Origin of the sequence: uncultured Aquimarina sp. (assembly GCF_947500065.1) — a bacterium.
Taxonomy (GTDB): Bacteria; Bacteroidota; Bacteroidia; order Flavobacteriales; family Flavobacteriaceae; genus Aquimarina.
The window spans coordinates 25,868-45,388 of the sequence record NZ_CANMQT010000020.1 but is presented as its reverse complement, the minus strand read 5'-3'; the positions used below and the strand labels follow the sequence as shown (position 1 = coordinate 45,388).

The window sequence follows — 19,521 nt, the reverse complement described above, 5'->3', positions numbered from 1 at the left end:
GTCCGGTTCAACTAGAATCATCCTTCGGCTTCGCTCAGGGTTCGAGAAATTCTTCATCCGAGGACTGTACTTCGACATGCTCAGCATTCGCGGAACCGAAGTCTGATGCTTTAAAAACAGAAAAATGAGTTCCATTCGTGCATTCAGCTAAATCATGTAACTCCTCCAAATCTCCATTCATTAGTGCTTCTTTTTTAGCTCTACTCCATCCTTGTACTTGTTTCTCTCGATAAAAGGCTGTGTCGATCCGATTGTATTGTTCGTAGTATAATAGCTTTACTGGTAATCGCTTTTGAGTATGATTTGCTCCTTCTCCATTTTGGTGTTGCTTCAATCTCTTATCCAAATCTTTTGTGCTTCCTGTATAGTAACTACCATCACTACATTCTAATATGTACATATAACCCGTCATCATTGTGCTATTAATGTATTCGTATTATTAAGTGTAAAAAATAAAGTAATTGTTACCTTTTAGTCAACCCTTCGTATTTAATTTGGAGACTGAGGCTCTCGAAGCCTCACCCTTCGGATTTGTATTGGAGACTGAGGCACTCGAAGTCTCACCCTTCGAGTGCCTCAGGGTTCGAAAGTATTCTCATCTGAAGGTTTAATCAGCATATCCATTTCTAATAGCATATACTGCCAGTCCAACCCTTGTTTTTATATTTAACTTGTCGAAAAGACTATCTCTATAATTATCAATAGTTCGTGGACTGCAACACATTTTATCAGAGATTTCTTTGTACGTCATTTCTGTAACTGTATATCTCAAAAACTCTTCTTCACGCTTGGATAAACCCGATTTGAGTGTAGCATCTACACTATTTCCCTCTATACTTGCATACACCTTTTTGGCAGCCCAATCCGGAAAATAATACCCATTTTCCAAAATGTTTTTCAATGCCTTTAATAGTTCCTTTGGGTAAATATTTTTCAGGATATATCCTTTAGCACCATTTCTGATCATGTTAATCAGGCTATGATCATCTTCTTTCATGCTTAATGCCAAAATCAGAATATCCGGATGCGTATCCCTAAGCCATTTTGCCGTTTCGAACCCATCCATAACAGGCATATTAACATCTAATAGTACGATATCCGGTTTTGATTTTAGTTTTAGTTTTTCCTGAAGATCTTCACCACTTTCACAAACATACAGCACCTCGAAATCATCAAAATTAGAAATAATACCGCTTAACGCATTTGCTATTAAAATATGGTCATCGACTATAGCTATTGTATGTTTCATTTATATTGGAATTTCTACGGTTAGTTTTGTTCCTGTATCATTTTGACTTTCTAAAAGAAAATCCCCACCTAACATCTGCGTTCTCTTTTCCATGTTTCTTAGCCCGATACCTCTTGTTTTTAGCGTAGTAACATCAAAACCTTTTCCATCATCTTTTAACTTTAATTGTATTTTTTCTGCATCTTTTGAAAGTGCAATAAATATATTTTCACAGCGGGAATGTTTGATGCTGTTTTGTAAAAACTCTTGTGTTATCCGAAACAAAACACTTTTGATATGATACGGCTCTAGTTTTGTTTTTAACGTATGCTTAAAATGAACCTCGCATTCTTTTAATTGATTGATCAGTTCACACTCTCTTTGTATCAGTTCTACAAGCGAATGGTTTTCTAAGGTATCGCTTGTAAGAGATTTGGATAGTTGCCTTAATTCTGAAAGCGATTCATTAATGATCTCACCAATTTCATTCACTTCTGTAAAAGCCTTAGGCACTCGTTGTTCTAATATCAATTGTTGGGCATATAAACTTGCTAAGGTTAGCTTCTGCCCTACGCTATCATGAATTTCTCTTCCTATATGTTTCATGGTTTGCGACTGGATTTCTACCTGGGTTTCTAATAACTCCCGTTTATGTTCTTCGTCCATTTGTTTTATTTGGGACAAATAGACCTTTTTTCTTTTAAGGTATTGCCGGATAAATACTATGATACCCGCGATAAATAAACCGAGAATAATGTAGAACAATATGGTTATGATTATGATTTCTGGCTCCCCCATATAAATGATGCTGTAAATAATAAATACATTAGACAACTGGCAATCAAAAAATACACATAATATCCATCCATAATTACTTCATGGTTACTTTTGAAATAATCAAAAAATACCATAAACGGAAATGTGCCTACATAAAAAAGGATCACTCCAATATTGATATAAAACATTTTATTGTTCCAAAACTGAAGTATATTTTCATTTTTTATTTGTTTAAGAAATTCAATAATGACAAGAATAAAGAGCAAAATAGTTCCTATACCAATGTTAATTGAGTATAGTTGATCACTATCCTCTAGAAAGAACCTTAGAGGAAGATTGCTTAAATAAATAAGACTACATATCCAGAATAACTTTTTGTTTCTAAGAGACTTATAGGCATACAACCAATAAAGAAAAATGTATTGGATAGGAATTCCTATATACGCATAATAATCACGATCGAGTATACCTAAAAAAGATCTTTTTCCTAACCAGATCATTTCTTGAAATACTATAAATATCAGATAAACCGAAAACCATCTCCAGTAGCTATTTCTTAGCTTAGGTAGATAGACAAGACCAACCAGGGCTGAAAGAATTTCCAGCCCAAGTCTAAGTCCATCTAATATTGGGTGTTCGTGCATAATTTTTTCTTTATTCTTTTTAAAGTACCATGTTATCTTAATGGAAAACTAACACCTTTGTCTGTACTTGGGTCTGGTGGAAAAAGGCTTCCATGATTTCTAGAAGTAGTCCTGTCATTAGATAAACCTAATACTCTTAATGATGATGGTTGAGAAAAAGGGTTAGGAATAATCATAGCTTCATTCATAAAACTATATATTCTATTCAAGGGAGTGTAATAACTTTGGCGATCTTTTGGGTTAAAATCATAGTCTATATTATTCCTCTTGATAGTAGGTATCAGAATTAAAGTATGTTTTTTTTCATAGTTTTTTGGTACCATATTTAAATCTCTTCTATATGTATCCCATTTTCTCATTGATGGATAATTGGCATAATAGGCTCTAACTCCCAAATCTGTCAATGGGATATCATGTTTTTCTGAATAATATTCAATGTAATACAGAAACCGTTTAAGTGTTTCAAAATCAAACCAAATAGCTTGTGCATCATTTGGTTTGATTCCTCTACCTATTTGATTTTTATAAAGTTTTGTCATTTCATCAATCAACTTTACATGCATTGTTGGAGGTTCAACTGATAAATAATCCATGCAAACCGCTTCATTCTGTTGTGGTGGATTAACTACAGTTTCTGGAGTTGTACTTCCATTCTTTACATTTGGATCTATAGAATTTTCAAATTCATAAGGAGGGTAATTCCAAACATATATAGCAAAGGCTACAAGTGTTAGGATTAATAGTATTAAATATCTGTTTTTCATAATATTAAATTTAGAGTTAATTTCCTTTAACACAAAGAAAACACCTTAATCTTATCTATTCAAAATTCTGACACCCAGTTTACTAGGGTGATTCCACCTGATTAAAAACCGTGTAACATTCCCCGTTTTTAACGTGATTTCATCAACTACTGATTATCAGTTGTTTATGAATTTTACAGTGTTTTAATACAGGGAAACCGAAAACTGTAAACAGAGTAGGTATATCAAGATGATCAACAAATCATGGAAACACTAAATGAAAAACAACTTTTAACCGCTAGAAAAGAGTTTAATAAGTTCTTAGCGGTAGACGGAAAAAACCTGGGGAAACTAAATCTAAAAACTCCTATTAGTTTTTTTAAAGGAAAAATGAACACTGAATTCGAATCTTTGGCGTGTATAGGGTATAATCCAGAATTCAAAGAATTGACAGCCACAGTGAGAATTAAAAAAGCAACAGGCTATTCTGGAAGTCTATGTACTAATGGATCTAATGAATACGTTCGGTTCTACGTAGATTATCAAGACGGTAATGGATGGAATGATGAGGGGTATGTCGCATTAAATGTTCACAATATCCCTACTAAAAAAGACTGTAATGAAAAAAACCAAAAGCCTATTGATTATGTAGTGCGATTATCAATCAATCCTAAGACTCCTTTATGTACTCAACCCAATCTACCTAAGGTAAAAGCTGTATTGTCCTGGAACTCGATCCCAGCAGAAGATGATCCGAACTTAACGCTGGGCACGTATCTATGGAGCGATGTAAAAGAAGAAAATATACAAATCAAACCTATCAAGTTGCAATTGCCAGAAATACCAAATCTGGTAAATTTACTGGAAATTGCTGTTCTAAATCCTAACATCTCTTTTAATAACCTTTCTGATAACTATCCAGAAAGTGCTACAATTCTTAAAAAAGCAAAAGAACAGCTTAAGAACTCTAAAATAGATTTTAGCGAATTAGCTGGAACATATCAAAATGAAAAAGTCGAGTCGCATCGATTTGGATTCAAATTACTAAAAGAGGCAGAATTCAGCAATAATCTAGAGGTTATTAAAAATATCAATTCCCTTTTTGAAATAAATAAAATCCCTTTTGCGGATAGTTTTGCCAAACTTGAGCAGCTAAAATGTAATACGGACTATGAAGAACTTCATTGTGTAGGCGCAGATTACCATAGAGAAGCTCTTATAGGAACATTTAAAATTAAACGCCCTTTAGGGTATAATGGAGATTCTTGTACCGATGGAAGTAAAGAATATGTTTCTTTTTGGATTCAAGAAGAAGAAAACTGTAATTGGGTACATGCTGGAACTACCTTCGTAAATGTTCAGGATATAAAGGAAATTCCGGATAACGGATTGTCGTATTCCGTAATACTTCCTTATGATTTTTCTAACTTGAAAGAACCATGTAGTAATCCACAAGTATTAAAAGTACGCGCTATCCTATCATGGAATCAACCACCAGAAGGAATGGATTGCAGTGGATGGGGAAATGTAGTAGAGTCTTATATTCAATTGAGTCCAAGCATTATTTGGGATAAAAAGAGTCCAAAACTCATAACCCTTGGTGGTGTTTCAAGAGATCAAATAGATAATTCTACTGGATTAACAACTTCTGGAGCTACGATAGAATTCAATCAAAAACCTACTTTAATGGGAAGTCCTTTTGGAGGAACCATAGTGGTTCAGGGAATATCAGCACCTTTAGAAGGTCAAAAATATAAAGTGAAGATTACTAATGAGAAAACAAAAGAAAGCTACTATCTTAATAATGAATTGACTTTATTAGGTTATGATCCAGTAACAGGGAAAGTAACTCATAAAAAAGAAACTCCTGTAAATAATGCCTATGAGTACAGGAAATATGAAGATAATATAAATAGTATTCTTGCAAGATTTACTCCAGGCACGAACGACTTGCTAAAGGTAACCATTGAACACCTTACTAGTACTGAGGATAAAGATTATCAAGTTATCCAACTGGACAACACAGTACCTCAATTAACTCTGGACATAAATGATAATGGAAATTGTTCTCATTACCCAAAAGGTGGTACTATTATTGGGAATTTCACAGTAGCTGAAGACTATCTTCATAAATACGCTATAACCACCGATTTAGGTGATTACGAAAAAACTGGCGGTACTTTAGATCAAAGCGGAACTGTCTCTGGCTATGGTGAATTCAAGATTAAAGCAGATGATGACAAAAACTGTGGTTCTATTAGTCTTACGGCAATTGAGAAAACTATTTGGAATAGTGCTTGGACTGGCAGGAGTAGTAAAATACGAAAAACTGTTTGCCTTTCTTAAACACACAGAACTAGTGCTAGACAGCATAAAGAACACCCTCAATAGTTATATAACTATTGAGGGTGTATGGGTTATAGGGTTCGACGGCATCAGGGTTCGAGAAATTCTTCATCCGAGGACTGTACTTCGGCAGGCTCAGCAGTCGTGGAGCCGAAGTCCGGTAAACTCAGCATCCATATAGTCGAAACCCAACTCATCAGGAATCACCCTTCGACTTCGCTCAGGGTTCGAGAAATTCTTCATCCGAGGACTGTACTTCGGCAGGCTCAGCAGTCGTGGAGCCGAAGTCCGGTAAACTCAGCATCCATATAGTCGAAACCCAACTCATCAGGAATCACCCTTCGACTTCGCTCAGGGTTCGAGAAATTCTTCATCCGAGGACTGAGCGGAGCCGAAGTCCGGTACTTTAAAAACAGAAAAATGAGTTCCATTCGTGCATTCAGCTAAATCATGTAACTCCTCCAAATTTCCATTCATTAGTGCTTCTTTTTTAGCTCTACTCCATCCTTGTACTTGTTTCTCTCGATAAAAGGCTGTGTCGATCCGATTGTATTGTTCGTAATATAATAGCTTTACTGGTAATCGCTTTTGAGTATGATTCGCTCCTTCTCCATTTTGGTGTTGCTTCAATCTCTTATCCAAATCTTTTGTGCTTCATGTATAGTAACTACCATCACTACATTCTAATATGTACATATAACCTATCATCATTGTGCTATTAATGTATTCGTATTATTAAGTGTAAAAAATGAAGTAATTGTTACCTTTTAGTCAACCCTTCGGATTTGTATTGGAGACTGAGGCTCTCGAAGTCTCACCCTTTGGAATAAAATAACACTGCAGACTGAGGTTCTCGAAGTCTCACCCTTCGGAATAAAATAGCGCTGGAGACTGAGGCTCTCGAAGTCTCAATCATACCGAACGCCTTTAATCCAGTTACGGACCATAGTATCGGATAATAGTTTACCGATCACTCTGTACTTAGAATACTTTAAAGGATTTTCTGAATCCAGCGCTTCCGCCATTACTCCTATTTCTGGTTTATAATAACTGGCATGAATAAATCGTATCTTTTTATTTTCTACTGAAATGAAACCTGTATGATCATCTAATCCTACCAGATATAAACCATTACCACTATCTAATAGAAAATCCTCTATAGTATTTAACGGTTTATTGGTAAAACGTTTTACTTGATCCGTAGCTAACTTCTTGATAAATACTTCAGAGGCGGATTGAGCCCACTTATATCTTGGTATATCAAAACCAACATCTTGTAATGTGGTAGTTACAAAATAACCACAGGCGATTTTACCTTCTCCTGGTGTTTTGGTATGTCCGTTAAAATCCCAAGGTGTTCCGTACCACAGAGGAAAAATATCAACAACTAATGTTTTAAAAAGATATGCTCTGGTTGCTATAATAATCGAATCTCTTTCTGATGAAGTGTTTGCAGAAGTATATGAGTATTTGATCTCTACTCTTTCTTTGTTTATTTCTTCTAAAGTAGAAGTATATTTTTTGTTTTGGGCATAACTGATACTAGCTACTAAAATAATAAGAGTATATAAGATCTTTTTCATAAACAGATATCTAATGGTATAATATATTAATATACCATGAATAATGGACACCAAATTTTTATCAATTTGAATGCCAAGTGTGTGATTTGGTGTATCGGAAACAAGAAAGTTCATCGTTAGAAATCACTTCTCGATACAAAATTCTTCCAGAATTTAACTCGAAGTGACATATCACAAGTACTTAATCATATTGAGATTCATACAAGATAAAAAAGAAGTATTACTATCCCTACATCCGATAAGGAGCACAGAAATACTTAAAATAAATATGTAGTTAATTTTTCGTTTCACAGTTTTTCATTTCATTCTAAAACCTCAACATTAGATCGTTTTATATATCCACCAGAAACTATTTTACCATCATAATACACTTTCACCCAATCATCATTTATATCTTCTAAATAGGCTATATCATTTTTTACCAAAAAAGCTTTTCTTTTTGATGCTTCCGACATTTCCGTATAAAAAAATGTTTTATTAGCTGTAACCTTGACTTTTTTAGATTGTTCTTGAATATTAAACTGTTTTATATAATTAACATTATCAACTTTAGATCTATTTTTAAGCTTGGTGAAAATTTCTTTTGGAAGTGCATCTATTCTCAAAAAACTTGACCGATTATAAAGCTCTTCATCATACATGTAACTAGAAGTAAGCTTTGTTGTATAGAATAAACTATCAAAACTATAGTTTTCATCAACAATAATGTCATTTTTACGTAACCTAACCATTACTTTTCCTTCGTTTAGTAAAGAATTAGAATCATATGATTTCTTGTTTTTTAATATTTCTTCTATATCCTTATCTAAAAAACCTAAATAACTTAATTCTAAGACTGAGTTATCATTACCACTTTCATCACATATTCCTTCTATACAAAGTATATCTAGAATTTTTTTATTGTTTTGAATCCTATACGGAATACTTTGATTCAAATCTTTTTTTCCCTTCCATATTCCCTGTAAATCACTAACTGATGTCTGTTTTTGGGTCTTCTTTTTTGCAGGAATTTTATTTTCTACAATTGAACTTTCTATTTCTGAATCAGAGTTCAATACTTTACTTTTATTAGAAATAGAAGAATTATTTCTATCACTACATCCTAAAAAAAGTAACAACAAACATATTGAAAGTATGCTTTTTTTTATTTTGTCCATTCTTATTTCATTCAATCTATATACATTATATCATATCCCAAAAATATATAACCTACATCGCAAGATTACAGAATAAGAATGTAAAAAGCCTGTGTTTTTTATAGTTTTTTTTTGTTTTAAGAAAAACCAGGTTTATACTCCAAATATCAACTTCTTGGAAAATGTTTCTACTATTTCTGCATTAAATTTTACTAATTAATTATTAATTCCCTTAGATAATTAAAAACTTCTATAGACCCCTCTTTATCATTTCCATCAGATTTCGAAAAATTAAAAGACCAAGAATTATAGTTTTTAGGTAGTTGATCGGTTAAAGTATCTTTAGAAATTTTATTGTATCCAATACCAATTTGTTTAACTTTAATTTTTTCAAACGCATTGGAATCAATAATTTCTTTTTTCGAAATAAAACTATCAAGCCATCCATTATCATTAAAGTCTAAAAAATATGTATACCTTATTAACTCCCATTGATTTCCTGGTTCAAATGGTCTACCTTCATAATATATATAAATTATATTATTTTTTTCATCACTAAAAAAAGAACCTCTATAGTAGTTTGTTAATCCATCATCCTCATTCTCGATATCTATTAGATTCTTTTTCCTAATATTATTTTCGTTATGTATGCTATCCTTAATTATATCAAAACCGAAAGGCACATAAGTCCCAGAATTTTTATTTTGATTATCAATTAAAAAATTTTGTGCTACAACACAAGTATTCTTTGGTCGTATTATTTTTAATTTTTCAAATGATAAATTATTTAATAAGCTTAATCTAGATATTATACTTTCCCTAGTTTTATTTGATAATTTAGAAATCTTATTTTCATAATTCATAAGATAACTCTGTAAAAAATTTTGTTCATTTATCTGAATAGGAATGACTTGGGAAGAAAGTTTTTTAAATGCTATTTTTAAATCTTTTTCACAAACATTTTTAACCAAAGGGCTATTATTCAAACTCTTATCCTGTGATATAACACTATTATTCTTACAAGAAATGAAATAAATTGCTACAATAGTCAGTAAGAATATTTTCTTCATAATATCAAATATTTAAAATTTAGTGTATGAATTTTATTTAAAAAAACATTTAAGTATTAATCGTCTATTGTAACACCATCTATAGTATCAATATCCACCAGTGTATAATACCAACGTTCTTGATTAGAATCTTTTACAAACTGAGTTAGTTTATATAAAAACTCATAAAAATGCTGGCCACCATAGATTATCTGACAACCTTCAGACCAACCATCAACATTTATGCTAATCTCATCTCCACCCTTATTATCAACCTCATTAGTGGAGTTTTCATCATAATCTTTGCTGTTTAACTTAAAATTATCTTTAAGATATTCAATAAGATTGAATTCAATATCACCAACCTTTTGTTTAGCATCTTTTAAAATTTGATTGTTTTCCCAATCTTGTATTACTTTGGAAATCAAATCCCAATCAGCTTTTGCTTTGTTTTTTTGATCATTAAACTTTTTATTAGCCTGATTTTTTTGAGACTCGGACCATTCAATCTTTTTGATAGTACCTCCGCCGGGTTGTGCATCTACTTTTTTAAGATTTAACTCATATTCCAGTTGTGTCAAAATAATACTTTTAAAAACCTTATCTTGTTTAAGTTCTTCTAGTAAATCTTTTAATTCGTATCCTGAATAACAATCATCAGGTACACCATCATTTTGTCTTTTATGGTAATTCATTAATAACCTGTTAGCATTATTTTTTCTAACAGTATCAATAGTTTTTTTACCTGTAGTTTTATAATTATTAGTTATATAAGATACATAAGTACTATACATAATGGTCTTAACAACATCGTCAGTATCTCGCAATATATTTACTTTCTTATCGGTCTGGCTATTTCCTATAACATTACTTACTGATAATGTTCTAGTATGGTTTTCAAGATTTTGATAAGAACTGATTTCTGAATATCTTCCAGCTCCCCATTGCGTTAAAATTCGATAAAACTTAACTATTATTAAATATGCTTCTAATTCAGTTTGATTGTACCCTGGATTATATTTGTTATTTTTTAGAGTACCATATCCCGCGGTAGGGAGTCCCTCGATACCATGGCTACCGTAATGAATATTCATTGTAGTATCACCACTCTGAAAATAATGATTAGTATTTCCATCTCCTTTTCTGTATGCATTTTGAGTTCTTCCAGCAGGTGTTGCTTTTGATGTGATATGCAGTCCTAAAATCATATTGGTAGTTTGAGGTAATAACTGACCATCGCTTAGATTACCTGGTTCTGTAGAACCAATGTATTGTAATGCTTTTTTTGTTTCTCCTTCTTTCCAAGCAAGAAACAAAGTATCGTTATATTTAGTACTTGATGTTTCGAGTACTCGGCGTATCGATATAAAATTTGTCGTTTTATCTTCGTCAATCCATAGACTATTCCGAGATAATGATAAGTTCTTTAAAAAATCATATAAATCAGCTTCACTAACAGTATCTAAATCAGGCATAGCAAAAGAAGTTCCATTATAAGACATTTCTGAATTATCTGATTCTTTAATTAAATCTTCATAAGTAGTTTCTAAGGTGTCCGTTGAAAATCCAGTTTTTGCTTTGCCATCTACATATTTTAAAATTTTATCAATATTGTCCTCCGGAGCATCGGCGTATTTAGTTTCTATAGCATACTTCGCCTGCTCATAAACAATTGCTTCTGTAGCTTCATCAGGTATTATTAAAATGTCATCATCATCTGGTATACCTTTTAGATCCGTTGGTCGAGTGTATGTAAAACTATCGTTCTTATCAGATAACAGATGCATAAAATGTACGATACCATTCCAATTAAAATTCTTTAATAAAAATTTACGTACATCCGTTGTTTTATGGATTTCAGATTTTTCATCTTCCCCAGAACCCAACGTAAATGTAATATCTTCTCCTTCTCTAGTAACTTCCCAAGGAAAAGGTTCTACAACACTTGGAAATTCTATACTTAAAAACTTATCTTGAAAATTATCAAAAGTTGCTCTTCCCATAATTTAATCTTCTTGTTTTACAGCTTTTAATTTTAGTCTAGTTTGATCACCAGTAATACTTACATTTCTAATAACATCATTTTCCAGCCTTGTACCCTGATATTCATAATCCATAGATTTATCGTCCAAATCTATAGTAATACTTTCTCCTACCGCATCCTGCGTTTCGATTACCAAATAAATTTCATCATCCACGTTAATCTCATCTTTCTCTAAAACTTCTCCTTCTTTATCTTCAAAATGATATCCTAAAAACTCTGGCTCCCGCTCCTCCCTTTCCGTAATCGGAGCAGCATTCTCAAAAGGATTGCTGGGATTCCAGTTTTTTTCGAAAATCTGACCACGTACCTTTTGTATTCCCGGTGACAGCACTAACTCCATTTTTAATGGAGAATTGCCTTCTGCATTAAACTTTTCTTCTAAATGAATACAATGACAATTGGCAAATTCAAAATCAAAAAACTTACTATATCCATCTCGTTTATAAAAACGAATATATCCCTGATACGTTGTATGTGTAGAAAACATCCAGTCATAAAACAATTCATCGTTCTTGGTAGACTCTACCAATAAATTGATTCCTCCACCATGTATCATGGTTTTAGGACGACCGTTGCTATCGATCAGTTGTTGATACAAAAATGTACTATTCAGTACATTTCGTTCTTCGTCATTAACAAATAGTTTTGCCTGAAAGGCCATAGGCGCGGTGATTTGGTATTCGGGAGATGAAAATATCAAAAATAACGTTCACAAACGCTAACAAGACTATAATTTCGATGTAGGTATATTTTCCCGTGATGAAATGTTGGTTTACTAGGTGAGTTTCTGAACTGTAAGAAATAATAGGCTCTGGAATAGCATAAAAAAACAGCTATAACATCTATGTTAATTAGAAACGGCAGACTCGGTAAGGCTTTTAGCCCAATTGATAGCTTCTTCTAAAGACTCGAAACTTCTGAATCTACTTTTTATAAATAACTTTTCTATTAACGAATTCAAAATACCTCTGGGAGTATAACTTACAATAGCATAGCCTCTCATCTTATAATCACTATTATAAAACTTTATCCAATCACTCGGTTTTACCGCATATGAATGTACACGATTGGTTATATATACTACATTCTCTCCGTTATGATCATATAGATTTGCTAAATCTTCTACCAAGATTTTTGCATGATCATCCCAGGTAACCACCATATCTTCTTTAAACTCTCCAATCACAAATCCTTCAAACAGGTAAAAATCTCCAAAAGAGTATTTTAGTTCCTGTATAGCATCTTGATAAAATTGAGAATCCTTTACATATTGCATACCGCAAAAATATTACAATTCACTTAGTTAAAAAATAACAATCCCTTAAAATTTCACTATAAATCGATAAGCAACATAAAGTTCTGATTAAATGATCTTTAATTTATCAACAATTAAAACAACTATTGAGAAAGTTACTTTCACAGCAATAAATAATTCATTATATTTAAATAATAAATTCCCCATTCAAGTATTTCTATGTGTTATGTACATATGGATCACCTGAATGGGGAATTTTTTCTGCAAATTACTCATAGACTGGTTATCTGTTTTGCGCATTGATACGTTTTACTGTGTATTTTAAAATTTACAACATATATACTAATCAATCTGTCCATTATTATGAATCCTCTTAAAAACCTCCGAAAGATACTAGCAGTCATTGCTGTTTTTATGTTTTTTATCTCGTGTAAGCCCGACTCTTATACTACCATTACTGACGGTAATGTTCCTCCGGATCTAGCACGGGTGATGAAATTCCTTAAAACGCAAGATTACGCAAATAACCCGTCCTGGCACTTGTTTCCTGGTACAGATGTGTCTCCCGCTTCTGATACACTAAAAAGATTGGGGTTACCTGTTCACGGACGTTGGGTACGTACATATACTAATGCGATAGCTTTTAAATATCTTACTAAAGTAATTGACTCTTCTGTCTCTCAACCATTTGATTTTCCGGTAGGTTCTTTTATTGTAAAGCAAAATTATAGATCTGATTTTGACAGCAATCAAAAGACTATCAGTAAAGAGCATCGAACATTAGGCGCCATAACAGTTTTGTATAAGCCTGATCCTAAATACAATTATTGTGTTACCGATCATATAGATTCCTATAATGGTACAGATTGCCTTGGAGGTGATTGGTTTTATGGTTTTTTCTTTCAAGATGATATGGATAAAAATGCCATTAGTAAGCCATCACAAACAGTTCAGACAAACGTAAACACTTTCTGTGTGAATTGTCATGCTCCTGCGTATGCTACCGATTATGTAAGAACATTGGATGATATAGTGAACCCATTTGCGGTGGCTAGCGACACCCCATATTGTGATCGTTTTGATGAAAACCCAACAACAAAAGCATCCGTTTTTAATGTTGTTAAACCAGACAATCCAGAACAACTTTCTAAGGAGTTAGAAGATTATATCAATACTATAGCTATCGGTTCTGATCTACCAGTAGATGTTCCAATAGATCCTACATTAGTATTTAAATATTTTGGCGCCGAAGCTACGCAACAGATGTTTGATGCTTATGCCTGGAAATCTTTTATCGCGCTGAACTGGCCAAACAAGGGAACTAATCCTACAACCAATAAACCGCAACGAGGAGAACCAAACACTAAGTTACCTTTTACCGCTAATAAGAATACTGCTACCGTATGGGAAACGTATAAACCAACATTCGAAGTATTTCAACCAAATGATGTTAACTGGAATCCAAAAGATCAACCTTGGAATCAAAAACCTAGAACTCCCAAAGGGAAAAATTGCGAGAATGAAGATTATGCTTTTGTGATTACCATGACATCCAAAACTAGAGATGTAGTAAATGAAACTGGACAGGCATTTGCGGGTACTTTTGGTAATTTAATAGATCAGGATAGCAGCAAAGTACGTTATGAAGTGCTTTTTAACAGAACAGAGTTCGAATATCTTATCAGTAATAACAGAGCAGCAACTAAGAATCTAACTCCAGGAGGTCCCAAAGGAGAGATTAATAAAGTAAATTTTCCAGATACCCATAAAGACACGCTATATAAACAAGGATCTATGGAAATCAAATCTGCCTGGAAAGAATTGTGTCTCACCGCTGATTGTAATCAACGTGATGCAGAAAACCTGGAAGCTGCAAAAAAGAAATTCCTAGTACGTAATGCGCTAATTTATGAAGCAGGTTCTATAACAGATTCTGTATCATCTTGCCGCATTGCGCCTATGGCGTTAGTAGGACTTCATATAGCGCGTAAAACATATTTTGCTCCTCAATGGATCTGGATCACCTTTGAACATAAAGATAATGCTCCTGATGCCGGACAATCGAATCCTACTGGTACTTTTTACAATCCGAATCTTAAGGAGCCTGACAACTGTTATCAACTTCCTTTCTTATATAAAAATCCAGAAGTTGCGGGATGCCCTAATGTAGATTTAAATCGGTTTGTAAAAGAACTTGCAAATCAACCTAATCAACTAACTCGCCTTGTTCCGATTGATGCTAATGCACAAAAACTAAATGCTCTATTTCAATCAGAGCTCAAGAAAATAGATTCTCCCTTTGCTAATTATATATTAGTAAATACACAATGGCCTTTAAATGGTAGACAACAAAATGGAAATATTAGTACGCTCAATTGTAAAGATAATGGTATGGGAAATGAGTGTTTTACGATGGTTCCTCGTTTCTTAAGAAATACGGTTATCGAATCATATATGTCTACCTATTGTAATACTGCTAATGGTACACCCAAACAATATAGTAATCGCAGTTGTATGAGCTGTCACGGTAATGCCGGAGCAGATCTTAGTTATATTTGGCTAGATGCTGTTTCTCAACGTGTAAAACTCCAGGAATAATACTTTTATATGGATAGATCGTAAAATAGATAAAAACCGCTCGATATTCGAGCGGTTTTTGAAAAGGCTTGGGGTATTTAATTTATACAATTAATTCTTAATCAGTTTCAGGGTTTTTGTGTGCCCATCTTCCGTTATAATTTTAACGAAATACAATCCTTTATATCCTTTTAATTCTAGATTAAAATGATCAGTTTCCTTATGATGATCGGCATAAATAACATCTCCTGCCATATTGCGAACCACAATACCCACATTAGTATAGGTGTCATTTAATTGAATAGAAACTTCGCCTTGAGTAGGGTTAGGATAAGCACTAAAGTTTATCTCCTTTTTCTCCTGTTGTTGCGCGATCTTTTCACGTTCATTTCCTTTACCTCCAAAATTACCAATCGTAAACTGCTCTCCTCCCATAGGTTGGAATTCTTCATCTGTCTGTAATATATTATAATTCAGATACGTTCCTTCTTTTAGTTCCCTCTCTGGTTTTACTAGTAACTGTAGACTAAAAGTTTCATAAGGTTCAGCTCTTATTTCGAATATACGTGCCTTAGGTGAGTATACTCGATATACATTCCTATCTACTTGCTTGATACCTTCCATTTTAGCTTCTCCTAGAATTTCATTTAATTTCTCATCAGGAATAATATAAAAAGCTCCTATTTTCTCAAACGGAATACCGGTTTTATTCTCAGTAACATCTAATGATAAATTAATAGCTCTAACTCGTTTATCTACATTTCTAATAAACACATAAGGAGCCACATTGTTAAATGCATTAATATCGTATACACTCACATTTTTCCAGGCAATATTGTTATTATTTCTGGTATTGTTCCATACAGAGGCTACTTCTACACCTATTGGGTCTGTAGCAGATTCTATTCGTGCTAATAGACAGAAATGGTGAACATCATTTGTGAAATCGGCTGGATTAGGTGGATACCAAGGAATTTTTACAATAATTTCATCATCTGGAGATGTTGGAATCGGTATATCACCAATAAAATCTCCGTGTAATATATTATTACCACTCACCATCTGGTAGTAGTTATTCCAGTGAATCGGCCAAGATAATCCTGTAGAAGCTTTACTGAAATATAGTTTTAATACTCCATCATCTATATTAGAACAATTTTTTCTGTTGATTCTTATATATACCCAATTAGGACTTAACAATTTATACTCTGGATTTTCATGGGTTAATATCCCATCATCATCATTACGCACCCAAATATCCGGACTAAGATACATAGTACCCGAAGATGGTTCTGTTCCATCATCTGCTACAGTATCTCTTATATACACATCCGAAGTATTTGCTGCCAATACAGCTTGATGGGCATTTAATCTACCATATCCTAGCTCCTGAGAATGTCCTGGTTGAGCAGCGCTCCAATTGTAATTATATCCTCCTACTTTCTCCGCTGTACATTTCAGAATATCCTCAATTTCCTGATTGCTAAGTGTAGGATCTACAGAGAGCATTAAAGCTGCAGTAGCAGAAACCGCTGGAGCTGCAAAAGAAGTTCCATCACTATTAGCATACGTATTTCCTATTTGCGTACTACGAATTCCAACACCAGGTGCTGCCAAATCTAAGTTAGTTCCAAACTGAGAGAATCCAGCTTTTGTATCTGCTGATGTAGTTGCTCCTACGGAAAATACATTCACGTTTGATGCAGGATACGATATGGTACCAGCTCCAGAATTACCTGTTGCACCAACGATAAAAATCCCTGCATTATACGCATTTTGTAATGCAGTATTGATCGCGACGGAATTACCTACTGTTAAACTAAATTGAATTACATCTGCTCCATTATCCATGGCATATATAATAGCATCATCGATGATTGCACCATTAGGAGCGTTATCTCCTACTCCTTCTAACATCAATCTACATCCTACACCATTATTACCGCCAGCAATACCAGATATACCTGTATTATTATTGGTTTTGGCTCCAACAATACCAGCTACGTGGGTACCATGCCAAAAAGGTCCTCTAGAATCATTATCACCGTTATGAAAATCCCAACCTTTCCAGTCATCTATAAATCCATTACCATCATCATCGATTCCATTTCCAGTATTGGGATTATTAGGATTTGACCAAGCGTCTTCTCCTGGATTGAGGTAGACATTCTGATATCCATCCGTTCCTAATCCTAAATCCTCATGAGTCCAATCTGTTCCACTATCCAGTATAGCTACAATAACCGAGCTATTACCAGTACTAATATCCCAAGCATCTTCTGCATCAATATCTGCATCGCTCGCTTGTTCTAATCCCCATTGTAGCCCAAATTGAGGATCATTAGGAGTTAGAATATAAGTACCCATCGTATTTGTAAAAACTTGCTGGGCATCTACCTCTTTACTCATTTTTTCATAAGAGTCAAGAACCTTACTCTTCGTTGTAATCTTAAAATCATAGAACCCAAGTCTATTACTACGCATAAATGTCATTCCATAGGTTCTTTCTAATCTTCGAATCTCTTTTTGACTGGGAGGAGCTTTAAATTGAATCGTAATTTCATCACTAAGCTCAAATTTCTGCCCAGTTTGTTCGTCAACCATTTTCCAACCATCCTTTTCTTCCAAAAATTGTTGTTGATTGATTGTTTTTGTTTTCTGTGCCCATGATAAGGTTGTGACCAATACTATTAGACACCACACAATTGTTGTTTTTGAATTCATATGTACTATATTTTAAGTTGATATGATAAACTTACATCCGTAAAAGCGTAGGATCAACAGGTTTTACACCTTTTAAAAACAGGGATTTATCCCTTATTAACTATGGTGAATCTATAATAACAAGCACATGGCACTAACACTTGATTAATTGAATTATAGCAACCAAAAAATTAGAACATAGACATCTAAAATTTTCTTTTATAAACTTGTTCCTCTTACATATTTTATCTTACACATTTCATAAAACACTAGAGTTCAGCAATTAATACTTCAATTCAGTTAAATACTAATGAAGTAACACCCTGAAAACAGGGTGTTTTTTTCACTGAAAAAAGTGTTTGATCAGGGGATAAATCGACATATATTTGTACTATTAGAAATAGTAACTAATTAATTAACATTTATATTAAAACCATGAAAAAAGCAATTTTAAATTTCGCATTAATCATCGCTGTTGTTTTTGCAACTTCTTGTAAAAATGAAACTAAGTCTGAAGCTTCTGATAGTGCTGACAAAACTGAGGAAGTTGAAAAATCAGAAGAAAAAAGTGATGAAAAAACTGAAACTGTAGTATCAGAAGGTGTACCAAGTTTTAGTGACGAAAAAGTACAAGATTATGTAAATTCTTACGAAGCTTATATCGAAGAATATAAGAAAGTAGTAGAAAGTAAGGATATGACTGCTTTTGCTGCTTTAGGTACAAAAGGACAAGAATTAGGTACTAAAGCTCAAGAAGTAATGGGGAACCTTTCTGGTGATGATGTAAAAAAATTAAATGATTATATGATGGCCAAGTCAACTGAATTACAAGAGCTTTCTAAAAAGTTAATGCAGTAATTATCAGTTTAGTTATCATAATTGATGAGGGTTATTTTGCAAATCCTGTTCTAACTTAGGACAGGATTTGCTATTACCAGGATAAAAGTGTATTAGCTAAAATATTCTAATACTTTATACATAGAAATACTTTTAAGAAGTTTTTTGATATTTCTGCGCACACCCTTCAATACAAGGGAAATACAGAAACAACCTTCCTTCTTTAATCTCAAAACTAACAGCGGTGAGGTTATCACAGTTAACACTTATAGTATTCTCATCGATAGAATAACTTTCTGTACTATTCCCTTCTGTACCTATTGCTAATGAACACAAAGTACCATTAGACACCTGAAGTACACCTGCAGCCAAAAACGTTAATTCCAGATCACTAGTTACCGGTTGAAATGTACCACTACCATCTCCAGGATCAACTAGTTGTTCTATTAATTTCCATGTACCTAATAAATCAGGATTGGATATCGTATCGTCATCACTATTACAAGAGAAAATACATAAAAATGGAATTAAAAAAAGAAACACATATTTTTTCATAACTACATTGTTTATGATGTAGATGCAATTTGTACAATTGGGTT

General features: G+C 33.3%; 17 protein-coding genes. 3 read left to right on the top strand and 14 right to left on the bottom strand.

Translation table 11 applies throughout. The features are described from left to right. Nucleotides 1-34 precede the first annotated feature (34 nt). The 5 genes from Q0975_RS27425 to Q0975_RS27405 all read right to left on the bottom strand — a co-directional run bounded on the left by Q0975_RS27425 (nt 35) and on the right by Q0975_RS27405 (nt 3,413). A complete protein-coding gene (locus Q0975_RS27425) occupies nt 35-400 on the bottom strand; it encodes a GIY-YIG nuclease family protein (protein WP_299443869.1) in 366 nt (121 codons plus the stop codon). 207 nt (nt 401-607) lie between these two features. Next, nucleotides 608-1,249, bottom strand: coding sequence for a response regulator transcription factor (locus Q0975_RS27420; protein ID WP_299443866.1), 642 nt, complete (start codon nt 1,247-1,249; stop codon nt 608-610). Further along, nucleotides 1,250-1,894: a sensor histidine kinase gene (locus tag Q0975_RS27415; protein ID WP_299443863.1), complete on the bottom strand. Its 645-nt coding sequence runs from the start codon at nt 1,892-1,894 to the stop codon at nt 1,250-1,252. A 110-nt stretch (nt 1,895-2,004) separates the two neighbouring features. Further along, on the bottom strand, nt 2,005-2,649 hold the full coding sequence (locus Q0975_RS27410; protein ID WP_299443861.1) for a hypothetical protein: 645 nt from the start codon (nt 2,647-2,649) through the stop codon (nt 2,005-2,007). Between the two features lie 32 nt (nt 2,650-2,681). Beyond that, nucleotides 2,682-3,413: a hypothetical protein gene (locus Q0975_RS27405; RefSeq protein ID WP_299443858.1), complete on the bottom strand. Its 732-nt coding sequence runs from the start codon at nt 3,411-3,413 to the stop codon at nt 2,682-2,684. A gap of 243 nt (nt 3,414-3,656) precedes the next feature. Between Q0975_RS27405 and Q0975_RS27400 the strand changes: the two genes are divergently transcribed. Then, entirely contained in the window at nt 3,657-5,738 is a 2,082-nt protein-coding gene (locus Q0975_RS27400) for a hypothetical protein (protein WP_299443855.1), read from the top strand. Nucleotides 5,739-6,089: 351 nt separating this feature from the next. Here Q0975_RS27400 and Q0975_RS27395 read toward each other — a convergent pair whose 3' ends face one another. From Q0975_RS27395 to Q0975_RS27365, 7 genes are all read right to left on the bottom strand, one after another. Next, nucleotides 6,090-6,380: a GIY-YIG nuclease family protein gene (locus Q0975_RS27395; protein ID WP_299443852.1), complete on the bottom strand. Its 291-nt coding sequence runs from the start codon at nt 6,378-6,380 to the stop codon at nt 6,090-6,092. 266 nt (nt 6,381-6,646) lie between these two features. Further along, the gene (locus tag Q0975_RS27390) at nt 6,647-7,321 is read right to left on the bottom strand and encodes a hypothetical protein (protein WP_299443849.1); all 675 of its coding nucleotides are present in this window, start codon (nt 7,319-7,321) and stop codon (nt 6,647-6,649) included. A gap of 302 nt (nt 7,322-7,623) precedes the next feature. Then, complete coding sequence (locus Q0975_RS27385; RefSeq protein WP_299443846.1) at nt 7,624-8,478, bottom strand: hypothetical protein; 855 nt, start codon at nt 8,476-8,478, stop codon at nt 7,624-7,626. A gap of 191 nt (nt 8,479-8,669) precedes the next feature. After that, complete coding sequence (locus tag Q0975_RS27380; RefSeq protein ID WP_299443843.1) at nt 8,670-9,527, bottom strand: hypothetical protein; 858 nt, start codon at nt 9,525-9,527, stop codon at nt 8,670-8,672. Between the two features lie 56 nt (nt 9,528-9,583). Then, nucleotides 9,584-11,509: a hypothetical protein gene (locus tag Q0975_RS27375; protein ID WP_299443840.1), complete on the bottom strand. Its 1,926-nt coding sequence runs from the start codon at nt 11,507-11,509 to the stop codon at nt 9,584-9,586. A gap of 3 nt (nt 11,510-11,512) precedes the next feature. Further along, entirely contained in the window at nt 11,513-12,211 is a 699-nt protein-coding gene (gene tssD / locus Q0975_RS27370) for a type VI secretion system tube protein TssD (protein ID WP_299443837.1), read from the bottom strand. Nucleotides 12,212-12,397: 186 nt separating this feature from the next. Next, the gene (locus Q0975_RS27365) at nt 12,398-12,826 is read right to left on the bottom strand and encodes a hypothetical protein (protein ID WP_299443834.1); all 429 of its coding nucleotides are present in this window, start codon (nt 12,824-12,826) and stop codon (nt 12,398-12,400) included. A 342-nt stretch (nt 12,827-13,168) separates the two neighbouring features. Between Q0975_RS27365 and Q0975_RS27360 the strand changes: the two genes are divergently transcribed. After that, on the top strand, nt 13,169-15,403 hold the full coding sequence (locus Q0975_RS27360; RefSeq protein ID WP_299443832.1) for a cytochrome P460 family protein: 2,235 nt from the start codon (nt 13,169-13,171) through the stop codon (nt 15,401-15,403). 90 nt (nt 15,404-15,493) lie between these two features. Here the strand turns inward: Q0975_RS27360 and Q0975_RS27355 are convergent, their stop codons facing one another. Next, nucleotides 15,494-18,106, bottom strand: a complete 2,613-nt coding sequence (locus Q0975_RS27355) for a S8 family peptidase (RefSeq protein WP_299443830.1) — start codon at nt 18,104-18,106, stop codon at nt 15,494-15,496. A 414-nt stretch (nt 18,107-18,520) separates the two neighbouring features. On the opposite strand from Q0975_RS27355, the gene Q0975_RS27350 reads away from it, so the two are divergent. Beyond that, nucleotides 18,521-18,943, top strand: coding sequence for a hypothetical protein (locus tag Q0975_RS27350; protein ID WP_299443828.1), 423 nt, complete (start codon nt 18,521-18,523; stop codon nt 18,941-18,943). Between the two features lie 132 nt (nt 18,944-19,075). On the opposite strand, the gene Q0975_RS27345 is transcribed toward Q0975_RS27350, so the two are convergent. Beyond that, entirely contained in the window at nt 19,076-19,477 is a 402-nt protein-coding gene (locus tag Q0975_RS27345; protein ID WP_299443826.1) for a hypothetical protein, read from the bottom strand. Nucleotides 19,478-19,521: the final 44 nt, after the last annotated feature.